Here is a 22,982-nt window from a genome sequence, read left to right on the forward strand (position 1 = left end):
GCGTTCGTATGTCCGCAAGACGACGTGTGGCCGCCGCCACGCGTGAAGTACAGGAACGAGGAACCAGATGACCGACCCCGTGACGCTGGACGGCGAGGGCCCCATCGGCGAGTTCGACGAGAAGCGCGCCGAGAACGCCGTACGCGAACTCCTCATCGCGGTCGGCGAGGATCCGGACCGGGAGGGTCTCAGGGAGACGCCGGCGCGGGTGGCGCGGGCGTACAAGGAGATCTTCGCGGGGCTGTGGCAGCAGCCCGAGGACGTGCTGACGACGACGTTCGACCTGGGACACGACGAGATGGTCCTGGTGAAGGACATCGAGGTCTACAGCACCTGTGAGCATCATCTGGTCCCGTTCCGGGGTGTCGCCCACGTCGGCTACATCCCGTCCGTCTCCGGGAAGATCACCGGCCTGTCCAAGCTGGCCCGGCTGGTGGACGTCTACGCCCGCCGGCCGCAGGTGCAGGAGCGGCTCACCACGCAGATCGCGGACTCCCTGATGGAGATCCTGGAGCCGCGGGGCGTCATCGTGGTCGTCGAGTGCGAGCACATGTGCATGTCCATGCGCGGGATCCGCAAGCCCGGCGCGAAGACCATAACCTCGGCCGTGCGCGGTCAGCTGCGGGACGCGGCGACGCGCAACGAGGCGATGAGCCTGATCATGGCTCGCTGAGCCGGTGCCCGGGGGAACCGGCGCTCACGCCGCCGGTTCCGCTCCCGGGTGGTCCTGGTCCTCGTCCTCCGGGAGCTTGCAGACGCGCTCCAGGAACAGGGCCGCCGCTATCACGCCGATGCCGGTCAGGACCGAGAAGCCGGCGTAGATGGCCTGGTCGCTGCGGGTCGGGATGTCGAGGAGCTGCAGCAGATAGACGCCCGTGCCGCCGTACATGCCGGCGACGAGCGCGGCGACCAGGGCGCTGGCCTGGGCGAAGACCACCGCACGCGCGGCCATGAGCGGGTCGACGCCCTTCGCGCCGGGGCGGCGCTCGCGCTGGGCCCTGAACCGGGCGCGCAACGAGAGCGCCGTCGAGAGCAGGACCACCGCGATCAGGGCGAGGACGATGGGCGCGGCCAGGGGGACGCTGGGGAGTGTCCCGATCGAGTCCCAGAGGCGGGCGCCCGCCCAGGACAGGATGCCGGCCACGACGAACACGCCTACCAGCACCCTGATGCGCAGCTCTCTCACGGTGTCCCTTCAGTTCCCCCGGACCGACCCGGACTGTGTCGTCTTGACCTTAACGACTACTCGGGCAGCCGGAGTTCCAGGTCGCCGCGCGCCTCCACGCCTTCGCGGGTGAGGGCCGACAGCAGTTCGGCCACGGGACCGCGGCCGGGCAGCTGGGCCTCGGGGTCCACGTCGTGCCAGGGCGCGAGCACGAAGGCGCGCTCATGGGCGCGGGGGTGGGGCAGGGTGAGCTGGGGGTCGTCGGAGGTGACGTCCGCGTAGGCGACGATGTCGACGTCCAGGGTGCGCGGGCCCCAGCGCTCGTCACGGACGCGGTTGAAGGCCTCCTCGACGGCGTGCGCCCGCTCCAGCAGGGAGGAGGGCGGCAGGGTGGTCTTCAGGGCCACGACCGCGTTCAGGTACGACGGCTGGCTGCCGGGCGCCACGCCCCAGGGCTCGGTCTCGTACACCGGTGAGACGGCCTTCACCCGGACGCCCGGGGTGTCCTCGAGCGCGTCGACGGCGCCCTGGAGCGTCTCCAGGCGGTTGCCGAGGTTGGAGCCGATGGAGATGACGGCCCACTTCGGGTTCTGCAGGGTGGTGTCGGCCGCGTCGACCCTCTCGACGACCGAGGCGGGCACCGGCTGGACGGTCGGGTCGCTGTGACCCTGGAGGAAAGATCGGGTCATACTCGGCTCCGGGTGATGGTGACGGTCACGTCGTCGAAGGGGACCGTGATCGGTGCGTCGGGCTTGTGCACACAGACCTCGACCTCGTCGACCCCTTCGTGTTTGAGGCAGGTCTGGGCGATCCGCTCGGCGAGCGTCTCGATGAGATTCACCGGCTCGCCCTCGACCACGGCCACGACCTCCTCGGCCACGATGCCGTAGTGCACGGTCTTCGCCAGGTCGTCGTCGGTCGCGGCCGGCCGGGTGTCCAGGCCAAGGACGAGGTCCACGATGAAGGTCTGGCCCTCCTCGCGCTCCTTGGGGAACACACCGTGGTGCCCGCGGGCCTTCAGGCCGCGCAGCGCGACACGATCCACGCGAATCACTCCTGCAATCGTCGGGAACGACCGGTCCGTACCGCGTGCGGGCGACAGACCGGTCACAGACGAATCTACCTGCGGGCACCGACAAAGCCGGGCCGCAGGAGCGTGGGCCCGGCCGGGAGCCGGAGGGTTCACCGCCTGTTTCCCCCGGGGAACCCGGCCGCGTCATGGGGTGGTAGCCGCTCATACCCAGCGGTAGGTGATTCCAACCACTTCTTGGTCCCTACAAGCTTCCTGTCGGGCGCCTACCCGCTCAGTCGAGGGGGCTGTCGTCCGGATTCACGCCATTTACGCCGCTCTCGCCGTCGTCCGTCTCCTCGGTCTCGGCCAGGACGGGGGAGGCGTGGTGCGACCAGAGTTTCCAGCCGCCGGGTGTGCGACGAAACACGTTCGTGGCGACGACGAGCTGGCCGACCAGGGGGCCGAGTTCGTCGCCGTCCGCCGGGGCGGGCCCGCCGCTGAGGATGTTCTCGGTGCAGGTCACGAGCGCGGTGTCACCGGTGACGGAGACGTGCACGTCGGTGAGGAAGAACTGGATGTAGTCGGTGTTGGCCATGATCAGGGCGTACGACCTGAGGACCTCGCCACGGCCGGTGAGCACCGGCCAGCCGGGGTGCACGCAGGAGATCACGCCGGTGTCCGCCGGGTCGTGGTACTCCTCGTCCACGCCCAGGTCGGCGGGGGTGAGCCAGAGCGCGGAGACCTTGTCGAAGTCGCCGCTCTCCAGGGCCTCGTAGAAGGCGGTGTTGGCGGCCTCCACCTGCTCGACATCCGTGTGGGGGGCGCTCACCGGGCTCCGTCCGCCCCAAGCTCGCCACCGGACCCCGCAGTGTGTCCGGTTTCACGCGCCGCCCGAGTACCGTCCGCGCCCGGCGCGGAGGGCGTCGTGCGCGCTCCTTCGACGGCCCGTGCGACCCGTACCGCGTCCGCTGTGGCGCGTACCTCATGGACGCGCACGGCCCACGCGCCGGCGTGCGCCGCGAGTGCGGACACGGCGGCCGTGGCGGCGTCCCGCTCCCGGGCCGGCGGGGGCGCCCCCTCCGGGCCCGCGAGCACCCGGCCGAGGAACCGCTTGCGGGAGGCGGCCACGAGCAGCGGATGACCGAGGGCGTGCAGACGGTCGAGGTGGGCGAGCAGGGTGAGGTCGTGGTCGGCCTCCTTGGAGAAGCCGAGGCCGGGGTCGACGACGATCCGGCCGGGCGCGATGCCACCGGCCAGCACGGCCTCCACGCGCGCGTGCAGCTCGTCGACGACCTCGGCGACGACGTCCTCGTAGACGCCGTGGACGTTGCCGCCCTCGAGGAAGCCGCGCCAGTGCATGACGACGAAGGGGGCGTCCGCGTCGGCGACGACCGGGATCATCTCGGGGTCGGCGAGGCCACCGCTGACGTCGTTGACGAGGGCGGCGCCGGCCGCCAGGGACCGCGCGGCGACGGAGGCGCGCATGGTGTCGACGGAGACGGCCACGCCCTCGGAGGCGAGTCCGCGGACCACGGGGATGACGCGCCGAAGTTCCTCGGCCTCGTCCACGCGGGTGGCGCCCGGGCGGGTGGATTCGCCGCCGACGTCGACCAGGTCCGCGCCCTCGGCGACCAGGTCGAGGCCGTGCTTGACGGCGGCGGTCGTGTCGAACCAGCGGCCGCCGTCGGAGAAGGAATCGGGGGTGACGTTCACGACCCCCATGACCGCGCACCGGTCCCATGCCGGAAGGCCCGCCACCAGGCCGCGCCCGCTGTGGTTGTTCATACGTTCAGCGTAGGCCCAGGACGGCGCCGGAACGCGCGGCGGCCCGGGCGGAAGCCCCCGTGCCGGAGGGGGTGGGGCTTCCGCCCGGGCCGGTCCTCGGTCATGGCCGGAGCCGGACTCAGGCCGCTCTGACGTCCCGTTCGGTCACGGTGTGCGCGCACGGGCGCTCGGCGGCCGCCCGGCGCCGGCGCAGGAAGCGGGGGAGCGGCAGGGCGAAGGTGACGAAGCCCTCGGCCTGCATGGTGGCGAAGCCGATGCGCGGCAGGTCGGTCGTGGCGCGGTAGACCATGAACCGCGGCTCCCAGCGGGGCTGGAACTTGGCGTTGAACTTGTACAGCGACTCGATCTGGAACCAGCGTGAGAGGAACACGAGCAGACCGCGCCAGGCGCGCAGCACCGGACCGGCGCCGATCTTCTCCCCGCGCGCGAGGGCGGAGCGGAACATAGCGAAGTTCAGCGAGACGCGGGTGATGCCGAACTTCGGGGCGGCCTGCAGGGCGGCGACGATCAGCAGCTCGTTCATGCCCGGGTCGGCGCTGCGGTCGCGGCGCATCAGGTCCAGCGAGGCGCCGTCCAGGCCCCAGGGCACGAAGTGCAGGATCGCCTTGAGGTCGCCGTACTCGCCGGGCTCGTCGTCCGCCTTGTGGGCGGTGGCGATCAGGCAGTCGCCGTCGGCGGGGTCGCCGACCCGGCCGAGTGCCATGGAGAAGCCGCGCTCGGTGTCGGTGCCGCGCCAGTCCTCAGCGGCCAGGCGGATCCGCTCCAGCTCGGCCTCACCCACGTCACGGATGCGCCGTACTCGGGTTTCGTAGCCGGCTCGCTCGATGCGCTTGACCATCTGGCGCACGTTGCGCATCGCGCGTCCGGCGAGGGAGAAATCCGCCACGTTCACCACCGCCTCGTCGCCCAGTTCCAGGGCGTCCAGACCGGTCTCACGGGTCCACACCTCGCCGCCGGTCTCCGAGCAGCCCACGACCGCGGGGGTCCAGGAGTGGGCCTTGGCCTCGTCCATGAAGCGCTCTATGGCGCCGGGCCAGGCCTCGACGTCACCGATCGGGTCGCCGCTGGCGAGCATCACGCCGGAGATGACGCGGTAGGTGACCGCGGCCTTGCCGCTGGGCGAGAAGACGACCGCCTTGTCGCGGCGCAGCGCGAACTGGCCGAGGGAGTCGCGGCCGCCGTGCTTGGCCAGCAGGGCCCGCAGCCTGGACTCGTCCTCCTCGGTGAGGCGGGCGGCCGGGTGCTCGGGCCGGAAGGCCAGATAGACGGTGGTGACCGCGGTGATCCAGCCGAGGGCGCCGAGCGAGAAGGCGACGGTCCAGGAGGTGTTGCCCTGGTAGTAGACCGGGCCCTCGAAGCCGAACAGTCCGTAGACGACGTGCGTCAGCCGGTCGGCCAGGCTCGGGTCGCCGATCGTCCGGTGCGGGTGGACGCTCACGATGACGAGTCCGAGGACGAGGGAACCGGCGCTCATGAGGACGAAGTTGGCGAGCGCGCGCCACCGGCTGCGCGGGTCCGGCAGGGCCGCGAACTCGTCGCGGTGGCGCAGCAGCGGGATGAGGAGTACGACCGCGATGACGACGCCGGCCATCGAGTGCCGGTACGCGAACTGGGCCGCAGCGCCCGCCGGGAGCAGCGCGACCGCCGCGCGCCAGGCCCGGCGCTTGCGCCGCTTGAGGCCGTGCGCGAGCAGCAGCAACAGCACGCCCGCGCTCAGCGACAGCGCCGCGGCGAAGGGCCCGAAGGAGCCCGGCAGCACCTCCGCTATGGCGTGCATACGGCTGTGACGGAAGCGCGGGAACACACCCGCGGCAATGTCCAGGATGCCCACGAGCGCGGCCGCCCGGCTCACCAGGGTGGGAACGGCCTCGGGGCGCGGGCCGCGCAGAATGCGCCGCGCCCGGCTGGATCGGCTCGGAACCCGGCCCGACATTTCCCCATCTATCCTGACAGACATCGCATCCCGTAGTTCTGCGAGAGACCTTGAACCCGGGCCCGATCGGGCATCCGGCGACATTGCGCCCTCTAGGACGGTGTCTCGGGGAGAGAGGTTCACTCCCCATCGGAAAGTCGGGTCAAAGGCAAAGGAAAGCCCCGGGCAAGTCCTCGCAACGAAGCGCGAGGGCGGCGCGGGCGGAGAGCGCAGGCAGGAAGCAGCCCATGGGACTCACGAGCAACAAAGTGCTGGCGCTGGCGATTCTGGTCGCCGCCGTGCTGTTCGGCAGTACGGTGTGGCTGTGGCCGCGCCTCGCCCGGCAGAGCTGGCGTGCCGTCAGCGGACGGATCGGTCTCATGCTGAGCACCCAGTTGGCGCTCATCGCCTCGATGGGGCTCGCCGCCAACCAGTCCTTCGGTTTCTACGCCAGCTGGGCGGACCTGTTCGGCCAGGAGACCGGCCAGGGCGTGGTCGTCGACCACATAGCGGGCGGCAACAGCGGCCCGATCCAGGTGGTCTCCACATCCCGGGTCATCGGGGTGAGCAGTCCGCTGCCGCAGGTGGCGGGGCAGGTCCAGAAGGTCGACATCCTCGGCCGTACGACGCACATCGCGGCCCCCGCGTTCGTCTACCTGCCGCCTGAGTACTTCCAGCCGCAGAACCAGGGGCGCAAGTTCCCGGTGTCCGTCGTCCTCACGGGTTACCCCGGCACGGCCGAGGCGCTGGTGAACAAGCTGCATTACCCGAGCACGGCGCAGCAGCTGGCCAAGGACGGGAAGATGCAGCCGATGATCCTGGTGATGCTGCGGCCGGCCGTGGCGCCGCCGCGGGACACCGAGTGCGTGGACGTCCCCGGCGGCCCGCAGACGGAGAGCTTCTTCGCCAAGGACCTGCGCGACTCGATGATGGCCCACTACCGGGTCGACAAGACGCCCGCCAGCTGGGGCATCGTCGGCGACTCGACGGGCGGCTACTGCGCGCTGAAGATCGCCATGCACTACCCGCGGGCCTACGCGGCCGCCGCGGGCCTGTCGCCGTACTACAAGGCGCCGATCGACCCCACCACCGGGGATCTGTTCCGTGGCAACAAGAACCTGCAGAATCGTGCCAACCTCTTCTGGGCGCTGCAGCATCTGCCGGCGCCGGAAACGTCACTGCTCGTCACCAGCAGCAAGGTCGGTGAGCACAACTACAAGGACACGCTCAAATTCATCAAGAGCGTGCAGGACACGAACGTGACCAGGATTTCGTCGATCATCCTTCCGAGCGGCGGGCACAACTTCAACACCTGGAAGCGGGAGATCCCGGGGGCGCTCCAGTGGCTCAGCACGCGGCTGGTCGCGCACTGAACCGGCTGGACCTGACGCTCCGTGAAGCAGACGGGATGGCTGTGTTTTTACGGGGCGGGGCTCCACGATTCGCATACGCGCGGTAAGTTTCTGGCCATGCCACGTGGACGCCACCGCCATTCCCCCCCTCTGCACCGGCTGTTGCCTCCTTCGGCGATCGCCGGTGTCTCCGTCGTCTGCGCGCTGGGTCCCTGGGCGTTCTCCGAGGCCACGGTGTTGCGGGCCCTGGCCGGGGCCGCCGCCGTGACGGCGCTCGCAGGCGCGTTCGTGATGCGCCGCTGGGACATCCACGCGGGCAAGCAGGTCGCCGACCTCACGCGCGCGCGTGCCAGTGACGAGTGGCGCTTCGAGGAGCGGGTCGCCGAACTGGAGACCGACCTGGAGGAGTCCCGCGAACTGCGCGCCAAGCTGGAGCAGCGGCTGCGCGCCAAGCGCAAGGAGCTGGCGGGCCTGCGCAACGAGCACGCGGCCCTGCTGCGCCGGTACGCGACCGCGGAGACCGAGCGCGCGAGCGCCCTGGAGGGACGCCGGCTGCTGGAGATAGAGGCGGCCGTGCCGTCGTCCTCGCCCGCGCTGCCGCCCGGCCGGAGCACCGAACCGGAGCAGGCCGAGCCGGCCGAGGACACCGAGGCTTTCGAGGCGGACGCCGAGACGCCCGGGGCTTCCGATGCGGCCTCCGGAGACGAGCCCGAGGCGTACGCCGTGTTCTCGCCGGAGGGCTCCGAGCTGTACGGGCGGGCCCTGACGGCCCTGGCCCGGTTCGACCAGGACGCTCCGGCCGACACCGCGGACGCCGAATCGCCGGAGGACGCCGAGTCGCCCGAGGACGCCGAGTCCGAGAGCGCCGAGGCCGACGGCGTCGAGCCCCAGAGCCTTGAGTCCGAGACGGCCGAGGCCGACGCGGAGGCGGAGGCCGGGCCCGATGCCAAAGGAGAAGGCGCCGCCGAGGGCGTGACCGCCCGGAGCCAGGCGGACGAGCCCTCCGCCGAGGACGCCGACGAGAACGCCGTCGACGACGATGCCGACGCCGACGCCGTGGAGAGCGTGGAGGGCGAGGCGCAGGAACGGCCCGTGACGGCCGACGGGCACGCGCGCGTGGCCGCCGCTCCCGCGACGCCGGCCGAGCACGCGGGGCCCGTGGGACAGCCGCCCGCCGGGCACTTCACGGTGCCGACCGCGGTGGCCGTCGTACCGGCCGCGCCCGCGCGGCGCCCGATGGTCGAGGGCGGCTTCGACTTCTTCGGCACCCAGAAGGACGACCCGAAGGCCGAACTGGACGTGCAGAACGAGGACCTCGCCGACGTCGTCGGCCAGGAGGCCCTGGCCGTGCACAAGGCCGAGGCCGAGGCGGAGTTCAAGCCCGCCGACGCCCGGTCGCGCGGTGTCGGCCAGGTCATCGACCTGACCGCGCACGACGAGACGGAGCAGATCGACGTCCAGGGGCTGCGCAGCGCCGCCTCCTGAACGTCCACCAGGCATCGGACATCGGACATCGGCCCGGCTCTCCCGCGAAGGGAGCCGGGCCTTGTGTCATCCCGGCATTCCCGCCATTTCCGTCATCCCGTCATCCAGCGGTCCGGGCGGGCGTCCCTGCGGCCGGTACGGGACCGATCCGCCTGCTCGTGCAGGAGCCGCGCGGCCTCCACGGCGTCCCGCAGGCGGGCCGTGACGGTCTTGTCGGCCCCGGTGTCCACGTGCACGTCGGCGAGCCCCCAGCAGCGCTTCCAGGGCCCTTGAGCGAGCCGTACGCTCTGCACCTTGGCGTGCGGGACCAGTGAGAGCCGGCGGCGCAGCAGGCCCTGCCGGGTGGCGAACACCGTGTCGGTGACGGCGAGGCGGTGTCCGCGCCACCACACCGGAAGGCACCAGCGGGCCCGCCGCGGCGGCCGCGACAGCTCCTGAGGCACCGTCACCCCGGGCAGCACGCGCGCGACGAGCGACTCGGCGACCGCGCGCGGGGCGACCGGTATCAGCACGGAGTTGGCGGACCCGGCCACGTCCAGTTCGACCCGGACCCAGCCCCGCCCGCTCCCGGCCCCGTCCGTGCGGGGGGACTTCCACCACCGCCACAGCACCGGCTCCACGATCCGCACGGTCTGTATCCGGCCGGGCGGTACGGTCTCGTGCGCATGGTCGAGCAGCCCGTGGTCGATGCGCAGCCCGTCCGGGGACGTGCTCACCGTCCAGTCGAACTCGGTGACGAACCGTCCCGCGCTGCTCGCGCCGGCCGCGCCGATCAACGGCAGTGCGGTGGCGGCGACCGTCCACAGGTTGTGGGTGGCGAACCACAGCACGGACGGCACGACCAGCGCGGCGCACAGCGAGCCCCAGGTGGCGCCGGTCAGCAGCAGGGAGCACACCAGCGCGCGCGGGGGCACGCGCAGCAGCTCCTGCGCCGGCGCCTCACCCACTTCCCGCGCCGTCTCGGGCGTGAAACCCGCCGCGCGCGCCAGCAGCTCCGCGCGCAGGGCGCGCGCCTCCCGCTCACCCAGAAAGGACAGTTCATCCTTTTTGTCCGCGCCGACCACGTCGATCCGCAGCTTGGCGACGCCCGCCACGCGCGCGAGGAGCGGACGGGAGACGTCCACGGCCTGGATGCGCTCCAGCCGGATGTGCGCGGTGCGCCGGAACAACAGCCCGCTGCGGATGCGCAGTTCGGTGTCGGTGACCGCGAAGTGCGTGAACCACCAGGACAGGAAGCCGTAGAGGCCGGCCACCGGCACCAGCACCGCCAGCCCCAGCAGGAGCATGGCTCCGGTCAGCCTCGTCAGCTGCTCCTGCGCCCCGTTCGGGTCGTGCCCCGCCCATCCGGCGAGCACGGCGACCGGCGCCCACGCCCGGCGGAAGGGCGTCACCGGGTGCAGCCGCCGTTCGGCGACGGGCGGCCGCGGTATGCCGTCGCCGGCGTCCGAGGTCGTCACAGGCCCGCCGATCGGGCCTCGCCCAGCTCGGTGAGCCGGTCGCGCAGCCGTTCCGCCTCGGCCGGGTCCAGGCCCGGGATCGTCGCGTCGGTCGCGGCGGCCGCCGTGTGCAGCTGCACCGTCGCCAGCCCGAAGCGCCGCTCCACGGGCCCGGAGGTGACCTCCACCAACTGCATCCGCCCGTACGGCACCACGGTCTCCTCGCGCCACAGGACACCGCGGCTGATCAGCAGGTCGTCGGCGCGCTCGGCGTACCGCCACGAGCGCCAGTTGCGCCCCAGCAGCCTCCAGCACCACGCGGCGCACACCACCGGAAGCAGCGTCCAGGCCGCCCACACGGGCCCCACCAGCAGGCCCAGCGGCAGCCCCGTGGCGACCACCAGCACCCCCGTCCACATCAGCAGCAACAGCCGGCGCAGTCGCAGCAGCCCGGGCGGCAGCCCGCGCCAGACCGGCTCGTTCCCCGGTATCCCGGTCCGTTCCGGGCTCCCCGTCTCCATGGGACCAGCGTACGTAGGGGAAACTGGGGCCATGACTCCTACGACGGAGACCACGGTCGGGATCGGCGGCGCCGCGGAAAGCACCGACATGGTGCTCAACATCGGCCCCCAGCACCCGTCCACGCACGGCGTGCTGCGGCTCAGGCTCGTGCTGGACGGGGAGCGCATCGTGCACGCCGAGCCGGTGATCGGCTACATGCACCGGGGTGCCGAGAAGCTCTTCGAGGCGCGCGACTACCGGCAGATCATCATGCTCGCCAACCGGCACGACTGGCTGTCGGCGTTCTCGAACGAGCTCGGCGTGGTCCTCGCCGTGGAGCGGATGCTCGGCATGGAGGTCCCCGGGAGGGCGGTGTGGACGCGCACCCTGCTCGCCGAGCTGAACCGGGTGCTGAACCATCTGATGTTCCTCGGTTCCTACCCGCTGGAGCTGGGCGGGATCACCCCGGTGTTCTACGCGTTCCGCGAGCGCGAGGTGCTCCAGAACGTCATGGAGGAGGTCTCCGGCGGGCGCATGCACTACATGTTCAACCGCGTGGGCGGCCTCAAGGAGGACCTGCCGGCCGGGTGGACCGCACGCGCGCGTGCCGCCGTCGCCGCCGTGCGCTCGCGCATGGACGTCTTCGACCACCTGGTGCTCGGCAACGAGATCTTCCGCGGGCGCACGCGCGGCGTGGGGGCGCTCACGCCCGAGACCGTGCACGCCTACGGCGTGAGCGGGCCCGTCGCGCGCGCCTCGGGCGTCGACTTCGACCTGCGGCGCGACGAGCCGTACCTGGCCTACGGCGACCTCCAGGACACGCTGGAGGTCGTCACCCGGGGAGAGGGCGACTGCCTCGCCCGCTTCGAGGTGCTCCTCGCGCAGACCCACAACGCGCTGGACCTCGCCGACGCCTGTCTGGACCGGCTCGCCGAGCTGCCGCCCGGGCCGATCAACCAGCGTCTGCCGAAGGTGCTGAAGGCGCCCGAGGGCCACACGTACGCGTGGACCGAGAACCCGCTCGGCATCAACGGCTACTACCTGGTCAGCAAGGGTGAGAAGACGCCGTACCGGCTCAAGCTGCGCTCGGCGTCGTACAACAACATCCAGGCGCTGACCGAGCTGCTGCCCGGGACGCTGGTGGCGGACATGGTGGCGATCCTGGGCTCGATGTTCTTCGTGGTCGGCGACATCGACAAGTAGGCCTCAGGCGAGCGGGTCCGCGATCCCGACCGGCTGCAGCAGCCAGCCGAAGTCACCGAGGCCGCCCGGCGCGGTCAGCTCGGCGGCCTCGCCGGCGCTCGCGAGGGCGCGCACATAGCCGGAGGGGTCCGTGGAGGCCAGCGCGAGCGGGGGGCGCGCGCCGGTGAGGCCGAGGGCGTGCAGAGCGGCGCGTTGCGTGAGAACGCGCGCGCTGGGCAATGTGCGCGCGCCCGCCGTGACGGCAAGCGTGCGCGCCGGGTCCGGGGGCGTGCGCGCCGTGCGGGCCGCCGCGCACGCGTCCAGGGCGACGTGGGCCGTGATGTCGCACGACCCGTCCGGCACGGCCGCCGTCCCGCGCCCCTCCCGGAAGCCGGTGAGCGTGCCGAACGGGGGGCGCGTGTCCACGGTGTGCGCGTAGTCCACGGCCACCGCGAGCCCCCGCACCACCCGGTCCACGGCCGACGCCCACGCCTCGTCCCGGGGCAGCCCGATCTCCGCCCGCAGGCCCTCCTCGGCCGTCAGCGGCCACCACCGCGCGAGCCACTCCGCCTCCGCGCCCGTCACGGGCTCCCCGAGCCGCTCGGCGCCGTCCCGCGCGACGAGCACGAGCCGGGGCAGGCCCGCGGAGTCCACCTCGACGACGTCCACGGGCACGTTGTCCAGCCATTCGTTGGCGAACAGCAGCCCGGTGACCGCCTCCGGGGGCCGGCTCAGCCAGGTGATCCGTTCGTCCAGGCCGGCCGGGCGGCCGGCGATCTCGACGGCGGACACGCGCGCGCGTGCGGCCACGTCGGCGGGCAGCGCGGCGAGCACTCCGGTGACCAGTTCGCCCCGCCCGGCGCCCATGTCGACGAAGTCCAGCACCGGGGGCCGCCCCAGCGCCTCGTCGACCCGGCACAGCAGCCCGGCCACGGACCGCGCGAACAGCGCCGAGGCGTGCACGGACGTACGGAAGTGACCGGCCGGGCCCTCCGGCCGCAGATAGAAGCCGCCGGGCCCGTACAGCGCCGCCTCGGCCGCCGCGCGCCAGCCATGCTCCCCGCCGGCGCCGTCCGCCCTCGTCCCATCCGCCACGCGAACACACTAGGCGCACAGGTGATCACGTCCTCCACCTTGCGGAGTACGTGCGCCGGGCGCGGATCGGTCCTCCGGTTGACCCCTGCACGCATCTGGTTTCCCTACTCTGGGTTACGTGCAGCGCCTCTATGACTTCCTCCGCCGCCACCCGACCTGGGTCGACACCTTCTGGGCCGTCGTCCTGTTCGGGCTGTCCGGCGTGAGCGTCGTCAATCTCAGCGGGGCGCCCGATCACCACGGATCGCTCCCCGCGGGGATCGCCGTGTCGGCCGTCCTGTGCGCCGTCGTCGCGCTGCGCCGCCGTTTCCCGGAGGCGATGCTGCTGCTCGCGCTCGCCACGGGGCTGGCGCAGCTGGTGCTGGACGTCGAGACGACCGTCGCCGACTTCGCGATGCTGGTGATCACCTACACGGTCGCGACGATGGGCGCGCGCTGGGCCTCCCGGCTCGCCCTCGCCGTGAGCTTCTTCGCGGCGGCTCTCGCCCAGACCCGCTGGCCGGCGCAGCACACCAGCTTCCTCGGGCAGATCGCCATAGTGGTCTTCCAGACGGTGCCGTTCGCGCTGGCCTGGGTGCTCGGTGACTCCATGCGCACCCGGCGCGCCTACTTCGCCCAGCTGGAGGAGCGCGCGGCCCGGCTGGAGAAGGAGCGCGAGGCGCAGTCGAAGGTCGCGGTCGCCGCCGAGCGCGCCCGCATCGCGCGCGAGCTGCACGACGTCGTCGCGCACAACGTGTCGGTGATGGTGGTGCAGGCCGACGGCGCCGCCTACGTTCTCGACGCGGCCCCCGACCAGGCCAAGAAGGCCCTGGAGACGATCTCCTCGACCGGCAGGCAGGCCCTCGCCGAGATGCGCCGCCTGCTGGGCGTGCTGCGCACCGGGGAGCACCAGGAGGGCGGCGAGTACGTCCCGCAGCCCGACGTCGAGCAGATCGACGAGCTGATCGAGCAGTGCCGCACCTCCGGCCTGCCGGTCGACTTCAAGGTCGAGGGCACCGCGCGCCCGCTGCCCAGCGGTGTGGAGCTGACCGCGTACCGCATCGTGCAGGAGGCGCTGACCAACACGCGCAAGCACGGCGGGCCCGACGCGGGCGCGAGCGTCCGGCTGGTCTACTTCGACGACGGGCTCGGTCTGCTCGTCGAGGACGACGGCAAGGGCGCCCCGCACGAGCTGTACGAGGAGGGCGGCGCCGACGGGCAGGGACACGGCCTGATCGGCATGCGCGAGCGCGTCGGCATGGTCGGCGGCACCCTGGACGCCGGCCCGCGCCCGGGCGGAGGATTCCGCATCAGCGTCCTGCTGCCGCTCAAACCGGCGCGCTGACGCTTCCGCACGCCCAGGACTGACACCTGTGACACCCCCAGCCGACGACGGCCCACGACGCCGGCCGACGGCACCGGACAACCGAACGGACGGAAGAGGACCCGATGACGATCCGCGTGATGCTCGTCGACGACCAGGTGCTGCTGCGCACCGGGTTCCGGATGGTGCTCGCCGCCCAGCCGGACATGGAGGTCGTCGCGGAGGCGGGCGACGGCGTCGAGGCCCTCCAGGTGCTGCGCTCCACCGCCGTGGACGTCGTCCTGATGGACGTCCGCATGCCGAAGCTCGACGGCGTGGAGGCGACCCGGCGGATCTGCGCGGAGCCGGACGCGCCCAAGGTGCTGATCCTGACCACGTTCGACCTGGACGAGTACGCCTTCTCCGGGCTGAAGGCGGGCGCCTCCGGTTTCATGCTCAAGGACGTGCCGCCCGGGGAGCTGCTGGCCGCCATCCGCGCCGTGCACAGCGGCGACGCCGTCGTGGCGCCTTCCACCACCCGGCGCCTGCTGGACCGCTTCGCGCCGATGCTGCCGTCCACCGGCAAGGAGCCCCGGCACAAGGAGCTGGAGCGGCTCACCGACCGCGAGCGCGAGGTGATGGTGCTGGTCGCGCAGGGCCTGTCCAACGGCGAGATCGCGAACCGGCTGGTGCTGTCCGAGGCGACCGTGAAGACCCACGTGGGCCGCATCCTGACCAAGCTCGGCCTGCGGGACCGGGTGCAGGTGGTGGTCCTGGCCTACGAGACCGGCCTGGTCCGGGCGGGCGGCCACGGCTGAGACCCACGGCGCGCGGTGTGCGGGGGCGCGCGCCAGGCGGCACTGCCGCATCCGTACCAAGTGGGCCGGTGCCTCCGGCCGCGTGCGAGCCGGTCGACGGACGGGCCTGCGGACGGGAACCGCCCGCCGGGTGGGTGATCGAGGGCCGCGCCCACGCGCGCCGTGGTCGGGCCTTGCGGGGCGGTCGGCCCGGGAAGGCCCGCGCGCTCAGGCCGTACCCGGCAGCCGTTCCACGAGGTCCCCCGCGCGCGTGGTCAGGCCTTGCCGGGCAGCCGGTCCACGAAGTCCCGTACGGCCGCGCGGACGTCGGCGGCCGTCCACTCCAGGCCGGTGGCGCGGATGACGACCTCCGTGCACGAAAGGCCGGGCCCGCGCTCGTCCCAGCCGTTCGCGAAGAGCATCACCGAAGACTCCTCGGCCTGGCGCACGGCCGCCTCGCCCACCACGTCGGGCTCGTACGGCAGCCAGACCTGGAACTCGTGGGTGTGCGGCACCTCCGGGTGCACACGCGCCCACGGCACCCCGGCCTCGGCGAACCCCTCGCGCAGCGCGGCGGCCACCACGCGCGCGTGGCGCACGTACCCGGGCAGCCGGGGCAGCTCCCGGTCGAGCCCGACGAGCGCCGACAGCGCCGTCGGGAACTGCTGGAAGATCATCCCGCCGTACCGGTGCCGCCAGGTCTTCGCCTCCTCCACCAGCGTCCTCGGGCCGGCGAGCGCGGCGCCGCCGAAGCCGCCGAGGGACTTGTAGAACGACACGTAGACGCTGTCGGCCAGGCCCGCGATCTCCTCGAGCGGGCGCCCGAAGTGCTCCGTGCACTCCCACAGGCGCGCGCCGTCGAAATGGACCACCGCGTCGCGCTCCCGCGCGGCCTCGACGACCTCGTTCAGCTCGTCCCAGGTGGGCAGCACGAAACCGGCGTCCCTCAGGGGCAGTTCCAGCATCAGCGTCCCGAAGGGCTCCTCGAAGTCGCGTATCTCGGCGGCCGTGGGCAGCCGGGGCCCACCGCCCACCCTGACCGGGCGCAGGCCGCTGACCTGGCTGAAGGCGTGCCGCTCGTGCGTCTCCGGATGGGACAGGGCGTGCAGGGCCACCGCGGGGCTGCCGGTGCGGCCCGCCCAGCAGCGCAGGGCCACCTGCTGGGCCATCGTGCCCGTCGGGAAGAACGCGGCGGCCTCCGTGCCGAGCAGGGCCGCGACCCGCTCCTCCAGGGCGGCCACGATCCGGTTGCCGTAGACGTCGGCCGGCTCGTCCAGGTCGTACACCTCGGGAGCCGCCTCCGTCAGATGCGCCAGGCGTTCGCGGATCGTGCTGCCCCAGGCCGCCCGGGACAGCGTCCGCCGCGCCTGCCGCTGGGCCGCCGCGCGCCGCTCCCGCAGCCGCTCCTGCGCCGACGGTTGCCCGCCCTGCTCCATGTCCTGCTCCGGGCCCTGCCCAGCCGTGTCGGTCATGCCCGCGATCATGCCGTGCCGGACCCGCGCGCGGCACCGGATATTCCCGGCGGCTCGGGGGCCGGCCGCGTGGTGAAACCCACAGCCTGTGGACAACCGATCGGCTCCGGACCGAGATAGCGTTAACATGACGAGAAATCGTCCGGTACCCAGAGCGGACTGGAACGGGAAGGCCGCCGTCGCGTGAGTACAGTCCATCAGCAAGACCTCAGGGACCGCCCCGCGCGGCTCACCGTCGGTGTCGTCGGCGCCGGCCGCGTGGGCCCCGCGCTGGCCGCGTCCCTCCAGCTCGCCGGGCACCGCCCGGTGGCCGTCTCCGGGGTCTCCGACGCCTCCAGGCGCCGTGCCGACGCCATGCTCCCGGACGTGCCGCTGGTGCCGCCCGCCGAGGTCCTCGAGCGGGCCGAGCTGGTGCTGCTCACCGTCCCCGACGACGTGCTGCCCGGACTGGTCGCCGGGCTCGCCGAGACCGGCGCGGTACGGCCGGGACAGCTGCTGGTGCACACCTCCGGCCGGTACGGCACGAAGGTCCTCGACCCGGCCCTGCGCGCGGGCGCGCTGCCGCTCGCCCTGCACCCGGCGATGACCTTCACCGGCACCCCCGTGGACGTGCAGCGCCTCGCGGGCTGCTCCTTCGGCGTCACCGCCCCCGAGGAACTGCGCCTGGCCGCCCAGGCCCTGGTGATCGAGATGGGCGGCGAGCCCGAGTGGATCAGCGAGGAGAACCGCCCGCTCTACCACGCGGCCCTCGCCCTCGGCGCCAACCACCTGGTGACGCTGGTCGCCCAGTCCATGGACCTGCTGCGCGCGGCCGGCGTCGAGGCCCCCGACCGGATGCTCGGCCCGCTGCTCGGCGCCGCCCTGGACAACGCCCTGCGCTCCGGCGACGCGGCCCTCACCGGCCCCGTCGCGCGCGGGGACGCCGGTACGGTCGCCGCGCACGTCAGCGAGCTGCGCAGGCACGCCCCGCAGACCGTCGCGGGCTATCTGGCGATGGCCCGGGCGACCGCCGACCGGGCCCTCGCGCACGGTCTGCTGAAGCCGGAACTCGCCGAGGACCTGCTCGGCGTGCTGGCCGAGGGGACGAGCGGCACGAACGGCACCGACGGCACCGAGGGGAACGAGCGATGACCACCGCCCTGCTGAGCACCGCGGAAGAGCTGCACGCGCGCGTACGCCGGGGCCGCCGCGCCGTGGTGATGACCATGGGCGCCCTGCACGAGGGCCACGCCACGCTCGTCCGCGCCGCCCGCGAGATCGCGGGACCGCACGGCGAGGTCGTCGTCACCGTCTTCGTCAACCCGCTGCAGTTCGGCGCGGGCGAGGACCTGGACCGCTACCCGCGCACCCTCGACGCCGACCTGAAGCTCGCCGAACAGGCGGGCGCCGACGCCGTGTTCGCTCCCTCCGTGGACGAGGTCTACCCGGGCGGCGAACCCCAGGTGCGCATCACGGCCGGCCCCATGGGCGAACGCCTGGAGGGCGCCTCGCGGCCCGGCCACTTCGACGGCATGCTCACCGTCGTCGCCAAGCTGCTGCACCTGACCCGTCCCGACGTGGCCCTCTACGGCCAGAAGGACGCCCAGCAACTGGCCCTGATCCGGCGCATGGTGCGGGACCTGAACTTCGGCGTGGACATCGTCGCCGTGCCGACCGTGCGCGAGGAGGACGGGCTCGCCCTGTCCAGCCGCAACCGCTACCTCTCGCCCGCCGAGCGCGCCACCGCCCTCGCGCTGTCCCGCGCGCTGTTCGCGGGCTGCGACCGGCACGCCGCGCAGGAGGCGCTGCGCGCGCGTGCCCGCGAGGTGCGCGCCACGCACGCGCGTGCCGAGGCGCTCAGCGCCATAGGGGAGTCCCGCGCGGCGGCCGACGCGCACGCGGTGGCCACGGCGTCCCCCGGCGGCCCGGCGGCCGTCCGGGCGGCCGCCCGCCAGGTCCTGGACGAGGCCGCCCGCTTCCAGCCGCCGCTGGAACTGGACTACCTCGCGCTCGTCGACCCGGCCGAATTCACGGAGATCGGCGACGACTTCACCGGCGAGGCCGTTCTCGCCGTCGCGGCCCGGGTCGGCGCGACCCGGCTGATCGACAACCTTCCTCTCACCTTCGGAGCCGCCTCGTGACCAGCACAGGCACCAGCACAGGCATACGACTGCACGCTCCCGCCCCCGGGTGGAGCATCTCGGCGGACGTGGTCGTCGTCGGCTCCGGGGTGGCCGGTCTGACCGCGGCGCTGCGCTGCGAGGCCGCGGGCCTGACGACGGTCGTCGTCACCAAGGCCCGCCTCGACGACGGCTCCACGCGCTGGGCCCAGGGCGGCATCGCCGCCGCCCTCGGCGAGGGCGACACCCCCGAACAGCACCTGGACGACACCCTGGTGGCCGGCGCGGGCCTGTGCGACGAGGAGGCCGTACGGATCCTCGTCACCGAGGGCCCCGACGCGGTGCGCCGGCTGATCTCCACCGGCGCCCACTTCGACACGGACGACGAGGGCGACATCCACCTCACCCGCGAGGGCGGCCACCACCGCCGGCGGATCGCGCACGCGGGCGGCGACGCGACCGGCGCGGAGGTCTCCCGGGCGCTCGTGGAGGCCGTCCACGCGCGCGGGCTGCGCACCATCGAGAACGCGCTCGTGCTGGACCTGCTCACCGACGCCGAGGGCCGCACGGCCGGTGTCACGCTGCACGTGATGGGCGAGGGCCAGCACGACGGCGTGGGCGCCGTGCACGCCCCCGCGGTGGTCCTCGCGACCGGCGGCATGGGCCAGGTGTTCTCCGCGACCACCAACCCCTCCGTCTCGACCGGCGACGGCGTGGCCCTGGCGCTGCGCGCGGGCGCCGAGGTCAGCGACCTGGAGTTCGTGCAGTTCCACCCGACCGTGCTGTTCCTCGGCACGGACGCCGAGGGCCAGCAGCCGCTCGTCTCCGAGGCGGTGCGCGGCGAGGGCGCCCACCTGGTCGACGGGGACGGCGTGCGCTTCATGGTCGGCCAGCACGAACTGGGCGAGCTGGCGCCCCGGGACATCGTCGCCAAGGGCATCATGCGGCGGATGCAGGAGCTGGACGCCGAGCACATGTTCCTCGACGCCCGGCACTTCGGCGCCGAGATGTGGGAGAACCGCTTCCCGACCATCCTGGCCGCCTGCCGCGCCAACGGCATCGACCCGGTCACCGAGCCCATCCCGATCGCCCCGGCCGCCCACTACGCCTCCGGCGGCGTCCGCACCGACGCCCACGGCCGCACCACGGTGCCCGGTCTGTACGCGTGCGGGGAGGTCGCCTGCACCGGCGTGCACGGCGCCAACCGGCTCGCCTCCAACTCCCTCCTCGAAGGCCTCGTCTACGCCGAGCGGATCGTCGCCGACATCGCCGCGGCCCACGCCGGGGACGGCCTCCACGCGCGCGTGCCCGCGCCGGTCCCGCACCCCGGCAAGCCCGCGTACCCGCTGCTCGCCCCCGAGACCCGCTTCGCCGTCCAGCGGATCATGGCCCAGGGCGCCGGCGTGCTGCGCTCGGCGGAGTCCCTGGAGACGGCCGCGGACCAGCTCCAGCAGCTGCACACCGAGGCCCGCGACGCGCTGGCCGAGAACGGCAAGACCGCCGAGCCCGGCGTCGACACCTGGGAGGCCACCAACCTCCTGTGCGTGGCCCGGGTCCTGGTCGCCGCCGCCCGGCTGCGCGAGGAGACCCGCGGCTGCCACTGGCGCGAGGACCGCGCCGAGCGGGACGACACGAACTGGCGGCGGCACATCGTCGTACGGCTCAACCCGGACCGGTCGCTGGCCGTCCGCACGACCGACACCGCAGACTTCCCCCCTGTCCGGTAACACCCAGCGCTCAGGAGCAGTGACAGACGTGAGCACCGACGACCTTCCTCTCGCCCCGACCGGTGGCTGCGGCGACGGCTGCGCATGCGGCGCGGACGGCGACGAGGAGTACCTGGAGTGCGGGCTGGACCCCGCGCTCGCCGAGCTGCTGGCCGCCGCCGGTCTCGACCCGGTCGAGGTCGAGGACATCGCCAACGTGGCCATCCAGGAGGACCTGGCCGGCGGCGTGGACGTGACCACCGTGTCGACCATCCCCGAGGAGGCGGTGGCGACCGCCGACTTCACCGCGCGCGAGGCGGGCGTCGTCGCCGGCCTCCGTGTCGCCGAGGCCGTGCTCTCCGTGGTCTGCACGGACGAGTTCGAGGTCGAGCGGCACGTCGAGGACGGAGACCGCGTCGAGGCCGGGCAGAAGCTGCTGTCGGTCACCACGCGCACGCGTGACCTGCTCACCGCCGAGCGCAGCGCGCTGAACATCCTGTGCCGCCTGTCCGGCATCGCGACCGCCACGCGCGCGTGGGCGGACGCCCTGGACGGCACCACCACCAAGGTCCGCGACACCCGCAAGACGACCCCCGGCCTGCGCTCGCTGGAGAAGTTCGCCGTCCGCTGCGGCGGGGGCGTCAACCACCGCATGTCGCTGTCCGACGCGGCCCTGGTGAAGGACAACCACGTGGTCGCCGCCGGCGGTGTGGCGCAGGCGTTCAAGGCCGTGCGGGAGTCGTTCCCGGAGGTGCCGATCGAGGTCGAGGTCGACACCCTGCACCAGCTGCGCGAGGTGGTCGACGCGGGCGCCGACCTGATCCTGCTGGACAACTTCACGCCCGGCGAGTGCGCGGAGGCCGTCGGCATCGCCGGTGGCCGGGCGCTGCTGGAGGCCTCGGGCCGGCTGACGCTCGGCACCGCGCGCGCGTACGCCGACACCGGCGTGGACTTCCTGGCCGTCGGCGCGCTCACCCACTCCTCGCCGAGCCTGGACATCGGCCTGGACCTGCGCGAGGCGGAGTAACGGCCATGCTGCTCACCATCGACGTCGGCAACACGCACACCGTCCTCGGCCTGTTCGACGGCGAGGACATCGTCGAGCACTGGCGCATCTCCACCGACGCCCGCCGCACGGCCGACGAACTGGCCGTGCTGCTCCAGGGCCTGATGGGCATGCACCCGCTGCTCGGCGAGGAGCTGGGCGACGGCATCGACGGCATCGCGATCTGCGCCACCGTCCCGGCGGTCCTGCACGAGCTGCGTGAGGTCACCCGCCGCTACTACGGGGACGTGCCGGCGGTCCTGGTGGAGCCGGGCGTGAAGACGGGCGTGCCGATCCTCACCGACAACCCCAAGGAGGTCGGCGCGGACCGGATCATCAACGCGGTCGCGGCCGTCGAGCTCTACGGCGGCCCGGCGATCGTCGTGGACTTCGGTACGGCGACCACGTTCGACGCGGTCTCCGCGCGCGGGGAGTACGTCGGCGGGGTCATCGCGCCCGGTATCGAGATCTCCGTGGAGGCGCTCGGCGTGAAGGGCGCGCAGCTGCGGAAGATCGAGGTGGCCAGGCCGCGCAGCGTGATCGGCAAGAACACCGTCGAGGCCATGCAGGCGGGCATCGTCTACGGGTTCGCCGGGCAGGTCGACGGGGTCGTCAGCCGTATGGCGCGGGAGATGGCCGACGATCCGGACGACGTGACGGTGATCGCCACGGGCGGGCTCGCGCCGATGGTGCTGGGGGAGTCCTCGGTGATCGACGAGCACCAGCCGTGGCTGACGCTGATCGGGCTGCGCCTGGTGTACGAACGGAACGTGTCCCGGCTGTGAGGTCCCGGCGCCCCGCGGGGCGCCGGGCGGGTCCGTGACCCCGGTCGAGGGAAACCCCCAGCGACACGCGGCGACACATGTTCCCAATTCGTCACTTTTGTCCGATTAGCGGTAGCGTCGCCCGCATGCCCACGCCATACGGATCCCGCGGCGGCATGGCGTTCGGCGCGGAGGAGCTGCGTGTGCTCCGCCGCGCCCTCGCCCTCGCCCTTCACCCCGGCCAGGCGTCCGCCGAGGACGTCCAGGACTGCTTCCGCCTCGCCGAGTCGCTCGACGAGGCGATGTGCGAGGGAGCCAGACTGCGCGCCTTCCTGGTGGCCGATCTCGGCCGGTACCGGGCCGCGCTCCCGGGCACCGCGGCCGGCTACCTCGGCCTCCTGGAGGAGGCGCTGGGCGCCGGGCACCGGCCGACTCCGGACGACCTCGCCGCGCTGCGGGCGCTGCGCGGGACCGCCGCGGCGGCGGCCCTGCTGGACCGTTGCCAGGCGCTGGCCGAACAGGATGTGCGGGCGCGCTTCGCCCAGGGCGCGCGCAAGGTCCCGGCGCCCGCCGTACCACCCGCGCGGACGCGCCTGACGGCCCTTCCCGGCGGCGCTGCCGAGGCGGGGGCGGGAGAACCCGCGGACACGGAGAAACCCCCGCAGAAGCCCGCTCCGAAGCCCGGGCCGGCGCCCGCCGAGCGGCCCGCCCCCGAACCGGAGCCGGCCTCACCGAAGCGGCCCATTCCCACGCCCGGCGAGGTCTTCCCGCGCCGCAGGCCCCCGGCGTCGCCACGCCAGCTCGCGGTCGGCTGATCCCGGACCCCCGACGGCGTGTCGAGCAACCCCCGCTCGCCGCCCTGTCGTTGGCGGTGGTCGCGGTCCGCGCCCTG

22 protein-coding genes are annotated in these 22,982 nt (G+C 73.2%); 12 read left to right on the plus strand and 10 right to left on the minus strand.

Annotated elements, in window-relative coordinates; genetic code table 11:
- Nucleotides 1-67: 67 nt before the first annotated feature.
- Complete coding sequence (folE, locus tag ACWEN3_RS15085; protein ID WP_452970244.1) at nucleotides 68-673, plus strand: GTP cyclohydrolase I FolE; 606 nt, start codon at nucleotides 68-70, stop codon at nucleotides 671-673.
- Nucleotides 674-697: 24 nt separating this feature from the next.
- On the opposite strand, the gene ACWEN3_RS15090 is transcribed toward folE, so the two are convergent.
- The 6 genes from ACWEN3_RS15090 to ACWEN3_RS15115 form a co-directional block, all read right to left on the minus strand.
- Nucleotides 698-1,186: a DUF3180 domain-containing protein gene (locus ACWEN3_RS15090; protein ID WP_452970247.1), complete on the minus strand. Its 489-nt coding sequence runs from the start codon at nucleotides 1,184-1,186 to the stop codon at nucleotides 698-700.
- A 56-nt stretch (nucleotides 1,187-1,242) separates the two neighbouring features.
- The gene (gene folK / locus ACWEN3_RS15095; RefSeq protein WP_452970250.1) at nucleotides 1,243-1,854 is read right to left on the minus strand and encodes a 2-amino-4-hydroxy-6-hydroxymethyldihydropteridine diphosphokinase; all 612 of its coding nucleotides are present in this window, start codon (nucleotides 1,852-1,854) and stop codon (nucleotides 1,243-1,245) included.
- Nucleotides 1,851-2,210 (minus strand): dihydroneopterin aldolase, encoded by a 360-nt coding sequence (gene folB / locus ACWEN3_RS15100; protein WP_452970253.1) that lies wholly within the window; start codon nucleotides 2,208-2,210, stop codon nucleotides 1,851-1,853. Before folB ends, folK begins: the two co-directional genes overlap by 4 nt.
- A gap of 259 nt (nucleotides 2,211-2,469) precedes the next feature.
- Nucleotides 2,470-3,006 carry a nuclear transport factor 2 family protein gene (locus ACWEN3_RS15105; RefSeq protein WP_452970256.1) on the minus strand — a complete coding sequence of 179 codons (537 nt, stop codon included), beginning with the start codon at nucleotides 3,004-3,006 and terminating at the stop codon, nucleotides 2,470-2,472.
- Nucleotides 3,003-3,962 carry a dihydropteroate synthase gene (gene folP / locus ACWEN3_RS15110; protein WP_452970259.1) on the minus strand — a complete coding sequence of 320 codons (960 nt, stop codon included), beginning with the start codon at nucleotides 3,960-3,962 and terminating at the stop codon, nucleotides 3,003-3,005. The genes ACWEN3_RS15105 and folP overlap by 4 nt, the downstream gene beginning before the upstream one ends.
- 118 nt (nucleotides 3,963-4,080) lie before the next feature.
- Entirely contained in the window at nucleotides 4,081-5,895 is a 1,815-nt protein-coding gene (locus ACWEN3_RS15115) for a phosphatidylglycerol lysyltransferase domain-containing protein (RefSeq protein WP_452970262.1), read from the minus strand.
- Nucleotides 5,896-6,122: 227 nt separating this feature from the next.
- On the opposite strand from ACWEN3_RS15115, the gene ACWEN3_RS15120 reads away from it, so the two are divergent.
- Both ACWEN3_RS15120 and ACWEN3_RS15125 read left to right on the plus strand, forming a co-directional pair.
- Nucleotides 6,123-7,247 (plus strand): alpha/beta hydrolase, encoded by a 1,125-nt coding sequence (locus ACWEN3_RS15120; RefSeq protein ID WP_452970264.1) that lies wholly within the window; start codon nucleotides 6,123-6,125, stop codon nucleotides 7,245-7,247.
- Nucleotides 7,248-7,343: 96 nt separating this feature from the next.
- The gene (locus tag ACWEN3_RS15125; RefSeq protein WP_452970267.1) at nucleotides 7,344-8,711 is read left to right on the plus strand and encodes a hypothetical protein; all 1,368 of its coding nucleotides are present in this window, start codon (nucleotides 7,344-7,346) and stop codon (nucleotides 8,709-8,711) included.
- A gap of 92 nt (nucleotides 8,712-8,803) precedes the next feature.
- On the opposite strand, the gene ACWEN3_RS15130 is transcribed toward ACWEN3_RS15125, so the two are convergent.
- Nucleotides 8,804-10,168 (minus strand): PH domain-containing protein, encoded by a 1,365-nt coding sequence (locus ACWEN3_RS15130; RefSeq protein ID WP_452970269.1) that lies wholly within the window; start codon nucleotides 10,166-10,168, stop codon nucleotides 8,804-8,806.
- A complete protein-coding gene (locus tag ACWEN3_RS15135) occupies nucleotides 10,165-10,668 on the minus strand; it encodes a PH domain-containing protein (protein ID WP_452970271.1) in 504 nt (167 codons plus the stop codon). Before ACWEN3_RS15135 ends, ACWEN3_RS15130 begins: the two co-directional genes overlap by 4 nt.
- Nucleotides 10,669-10,699: 31 nt before the next feature.
- On the opposite strand from ACWEN3_RS15135, the gene ACWEN3_RS15140 reads away from it, so the two are divergent.
- Nucleotides 10,700-11,851, plus strand: coding sequence for an NADH-quinone oxidoreductase subunit D (locus ACWEN3_RS15140; protein ID WP_452970273.1), 1,152 nt, complete (start codon nucleotides 10,700-10,702; stop codon nucleotides 11,849-11,851).
- A gap of 3 nt (nucleotides 11,852-11,854) precedes the next feature.
- Here ACWEN3_RS15140 and ACWEN3_RS15145 read toward each other — a convergent pair whose 3' ends face one another.
- Complete coding sequence (locus tag ACWEN3_RS15145) at nucleotides 11,855-12,925, minus strand: SAM-dependent methyltransferase (RefSeq protein ID WP_452970276.1); 1,071 nt, start codon at nucleotides 12,923-12,925, stop codon at nucleotides 11,855-11,857.
- A gap of 118 nt (nucleotides 12,926-13,043) precedes the next feature.
- Here ACWEN3_RS15145 and ACWEN3_RS15150 point away from each other — a divergent pair, with 118 nt between their 5' ends.
- Both ACWEN3_RS15150 and ACWEN3_RS15155 read left to right on the plus strand, forming a co-directional pair.
- A complete protein-coding gene (locus tag ACWEN3_RS15150; RefSeq protein ID WP_452970279.1) occupies nucleotides 13,044-14,249 on the plus strand; it encodes a sensor histidine kinase in 1,206 nt (401 codons plus the stop codon).
- Between the two features lie 104 nt (nucleotides 14,250-14,353).
- Nucleotides 14,354-15,025: a response regulator gene (locus tag ACWEN3_RS15155; RefSeq protein ID WP_452970282.1), complete on the plus strand. Its 672-nt coding sequence runs from the start codon at nucleotides 14,354-14,356 to the stop codon at nucleotides 15,023-15,025.
- A gap of 254 nt (nucleotides 15,026-15,279) precedes the next feature.
- Here the strand turns inward: ACWEN3_RS15155 and ACWEN3_RS15160 are convergent, their stop codons facing one another.
- The gene (locus tag ACWEN3_RS15160) at nucleotides 15,280-16,476 is read right to left on the minus strand and encodes a threonine aldolase family protein (RefSeq protein WP_452970285.1); all 1,197 of its coding nucleotides are present in this window, start codon (nucleotides 16,474-16,476) and stop codon (nucleotides 15,280-15,282) included.
- A gap of 183 nt (nucleotides 16,477-16,659) precedes the next feature.
- Between ACWEN3_RS15160 and ACWEN3_RS15165 the strand changes: the two genes are divergently transcribed.
- From ACWEN3_RS15165 to ACWEN3_RS15190, 6 genes are all read left to right on the plus strand, one after another.
- A complete protein-coding gene (locus ACWEN3_RS15165) occupies nucleotides 16,660-17,607 on the plus strand; it encodes a Rossmann-like and DUF2520 domain-containing protein (protein ID WP_452970288.1) in 948 nt (315 codons plus the stop codon).
- Entirely contained in the window at nucleotides 17,604-18,596 is a 993-nt protein-coding gene (panC, locus tag ACWEN3_RS15170) for a pantoate--beta-alanine ligase (RefSeq protein WP_452970291.1), read from the plus strand. Before ACWEN3_RS15165 ends, panC begins: the two co-directional genes overlap by 4 nt.
- Nucleotides 18,593-20,302, plus strand: coding sequence for an L-aspartate oxidase (locus ACWEN3_RS15175; protein WP_452970293.1), 1,710 nt, complete (start codon nucleotides 18,593-18,595; stop codon nucleotides 20,300-20,302). Before panC ends, ACWEN3_RS15175 begins: the two co-directional genes overlap by 4 nt.
- 28 nt (nucleotides 20,303-20,330) lie before the next feature.
- Entirely contained in the window at nucleotides 20,331-21,308 is a 978-nt protein-coding gene (gene nadC, locus ACWEN3_RS15180) for a carboxylating nicotinate-nucleotide diphosphorylase (protein ID WP_452970296.1), read from the plus strand.
- A gap of 5 nt (nucleotides 21,309-21,313) precedes the next feature.
- Nucleotides 21,314-22,111 (plus strand): type III pantothenate kinase, encoded by a 798-nt coding sequence (locus tag ACWEN3_RS15185; protein ID WP_452970298.1) that lies wholly within the window; start codon nucleotides 21,314-21,316, stop codon nucleotides 22,109-22,111.
- 155 nt (nucleotides 22,112-22,266) lie between these two features.
- Nucleotides 22,267-22,905: a hypothetical protein gene (locus ACWEN3_RS15190; protein WP_452970301.1), complete on the plus strand. Its 639-nt coding sequence runs from the start codon at nucleotides 22,267-22,269 to the stop codon at nucleotides 22,903-22,905.
- The last annotated feature ends 77 nt before the right edge of the window (nucleotides 22,906-22,982 follow it).

The sequence above is a fragment of the Streptomyces sp. NPDC004561 genome, from assembly GCF_053602155.1.

What these genes read in the sequence shown, in the direction of transcription:
- folE (WP_452970244.1), top strand. Translation starts at nt 68, where the DNA reads ATGACCGACCCCGTGACGCTGGACGGCGAGGGCCCCATCGGCGAGTTC.
- folK (WP_452970250.1), bottom strand. Translation starts at nt 1,854, where the DNA reads ATGACCCGATCTTTCCTCCAGGGTCACAGCGACCCGACCGTCCAGCCG.
- folP (WP_452970259.1), bottom strand. Translation starts at nt 3,962, where the DNA reads ATGAACAACCACAGCGGGCGCGGCCTGGTGGCGGGCCTTCCGGCATGG.
- ACWEN3_RS15115 (WP_452970262.1), bottom strand. Translation starts at nt 5,895, where the DNA reads ATGTCGGGCCGGGTTCCGAGCCGATCCAGCCGGGCGCGGCGCATTCTG.
- ACWEN3_RS15120 (WP_452970264.1), top strand. Translation starts at nt 6,123, where the DNA reads ATGGGACTCACGAGCAACAAAGTGCTGGCGCTGGCGATTCTGGTCGCC.
- ACWEN3_RS15125 (WP_452970267.1), top strand. Translation starts at nt 7,344, where the DNA reads ATGCCACGTGGACGCCACCGCCATTCCCCCCCTCTGCACCGGCTGTTG.
- ACWEN3_RS15135 (WP_452970271.1), bottom strand. Translation starts at nt 10,668, where the DNA reads ATGGAGACGGGGAGCCCGGAACGGACCGGGATACCGGGGAACGAGCCG.
- ACWEN3_RS15140 (WP_452970273.1), top strand. Translation starts at nt 10,700, where the DNA reads ATGACTCCTACGACGGAGACCACGGTCGGGATCGGCGGCGCCGCGGAA.
- ACWEN3_RS15155 (WP_452970282.1), top strand. Translation starts at nt 14,354, where the DNA reads ATGACGATCCGCGTGATGCTCGTCGACGACCAGGTGCTGCTGCGCACC.
- ACWEN3_RS15160 (WP_452970285.1), bottom strand. Translation starts at nt 16,476, where the DNA reads ATGACCGACACGGCTGGGCAGGGCCCGGAGCAGGACATGGAGCAGGGC.
- panC (WP_452970291.1), top strand. Translation starts at nt 17,604, where the DNA reads ATGACCACCGCCCTGCTGAGCACCGCGGAAGAGCTGCACGCGCGCGTA.
- ACWEN3_RS15185 (WP_452970298.1), top strand. Translation starts at nt 21,314, where the DNA reads ATGCTGCTCACCATCGACGTCGGCAACACGCACACCGTCCTCGGCCTG.
- ACWEN3_RS15190 (WP_452970301.1), top strand. Translation starts at nt 22,267, where the DNA reads ATGGCGTTCGGCGCGGAGGAGCTGCGTGTGCTCCGCCGCGCCCTCGCC.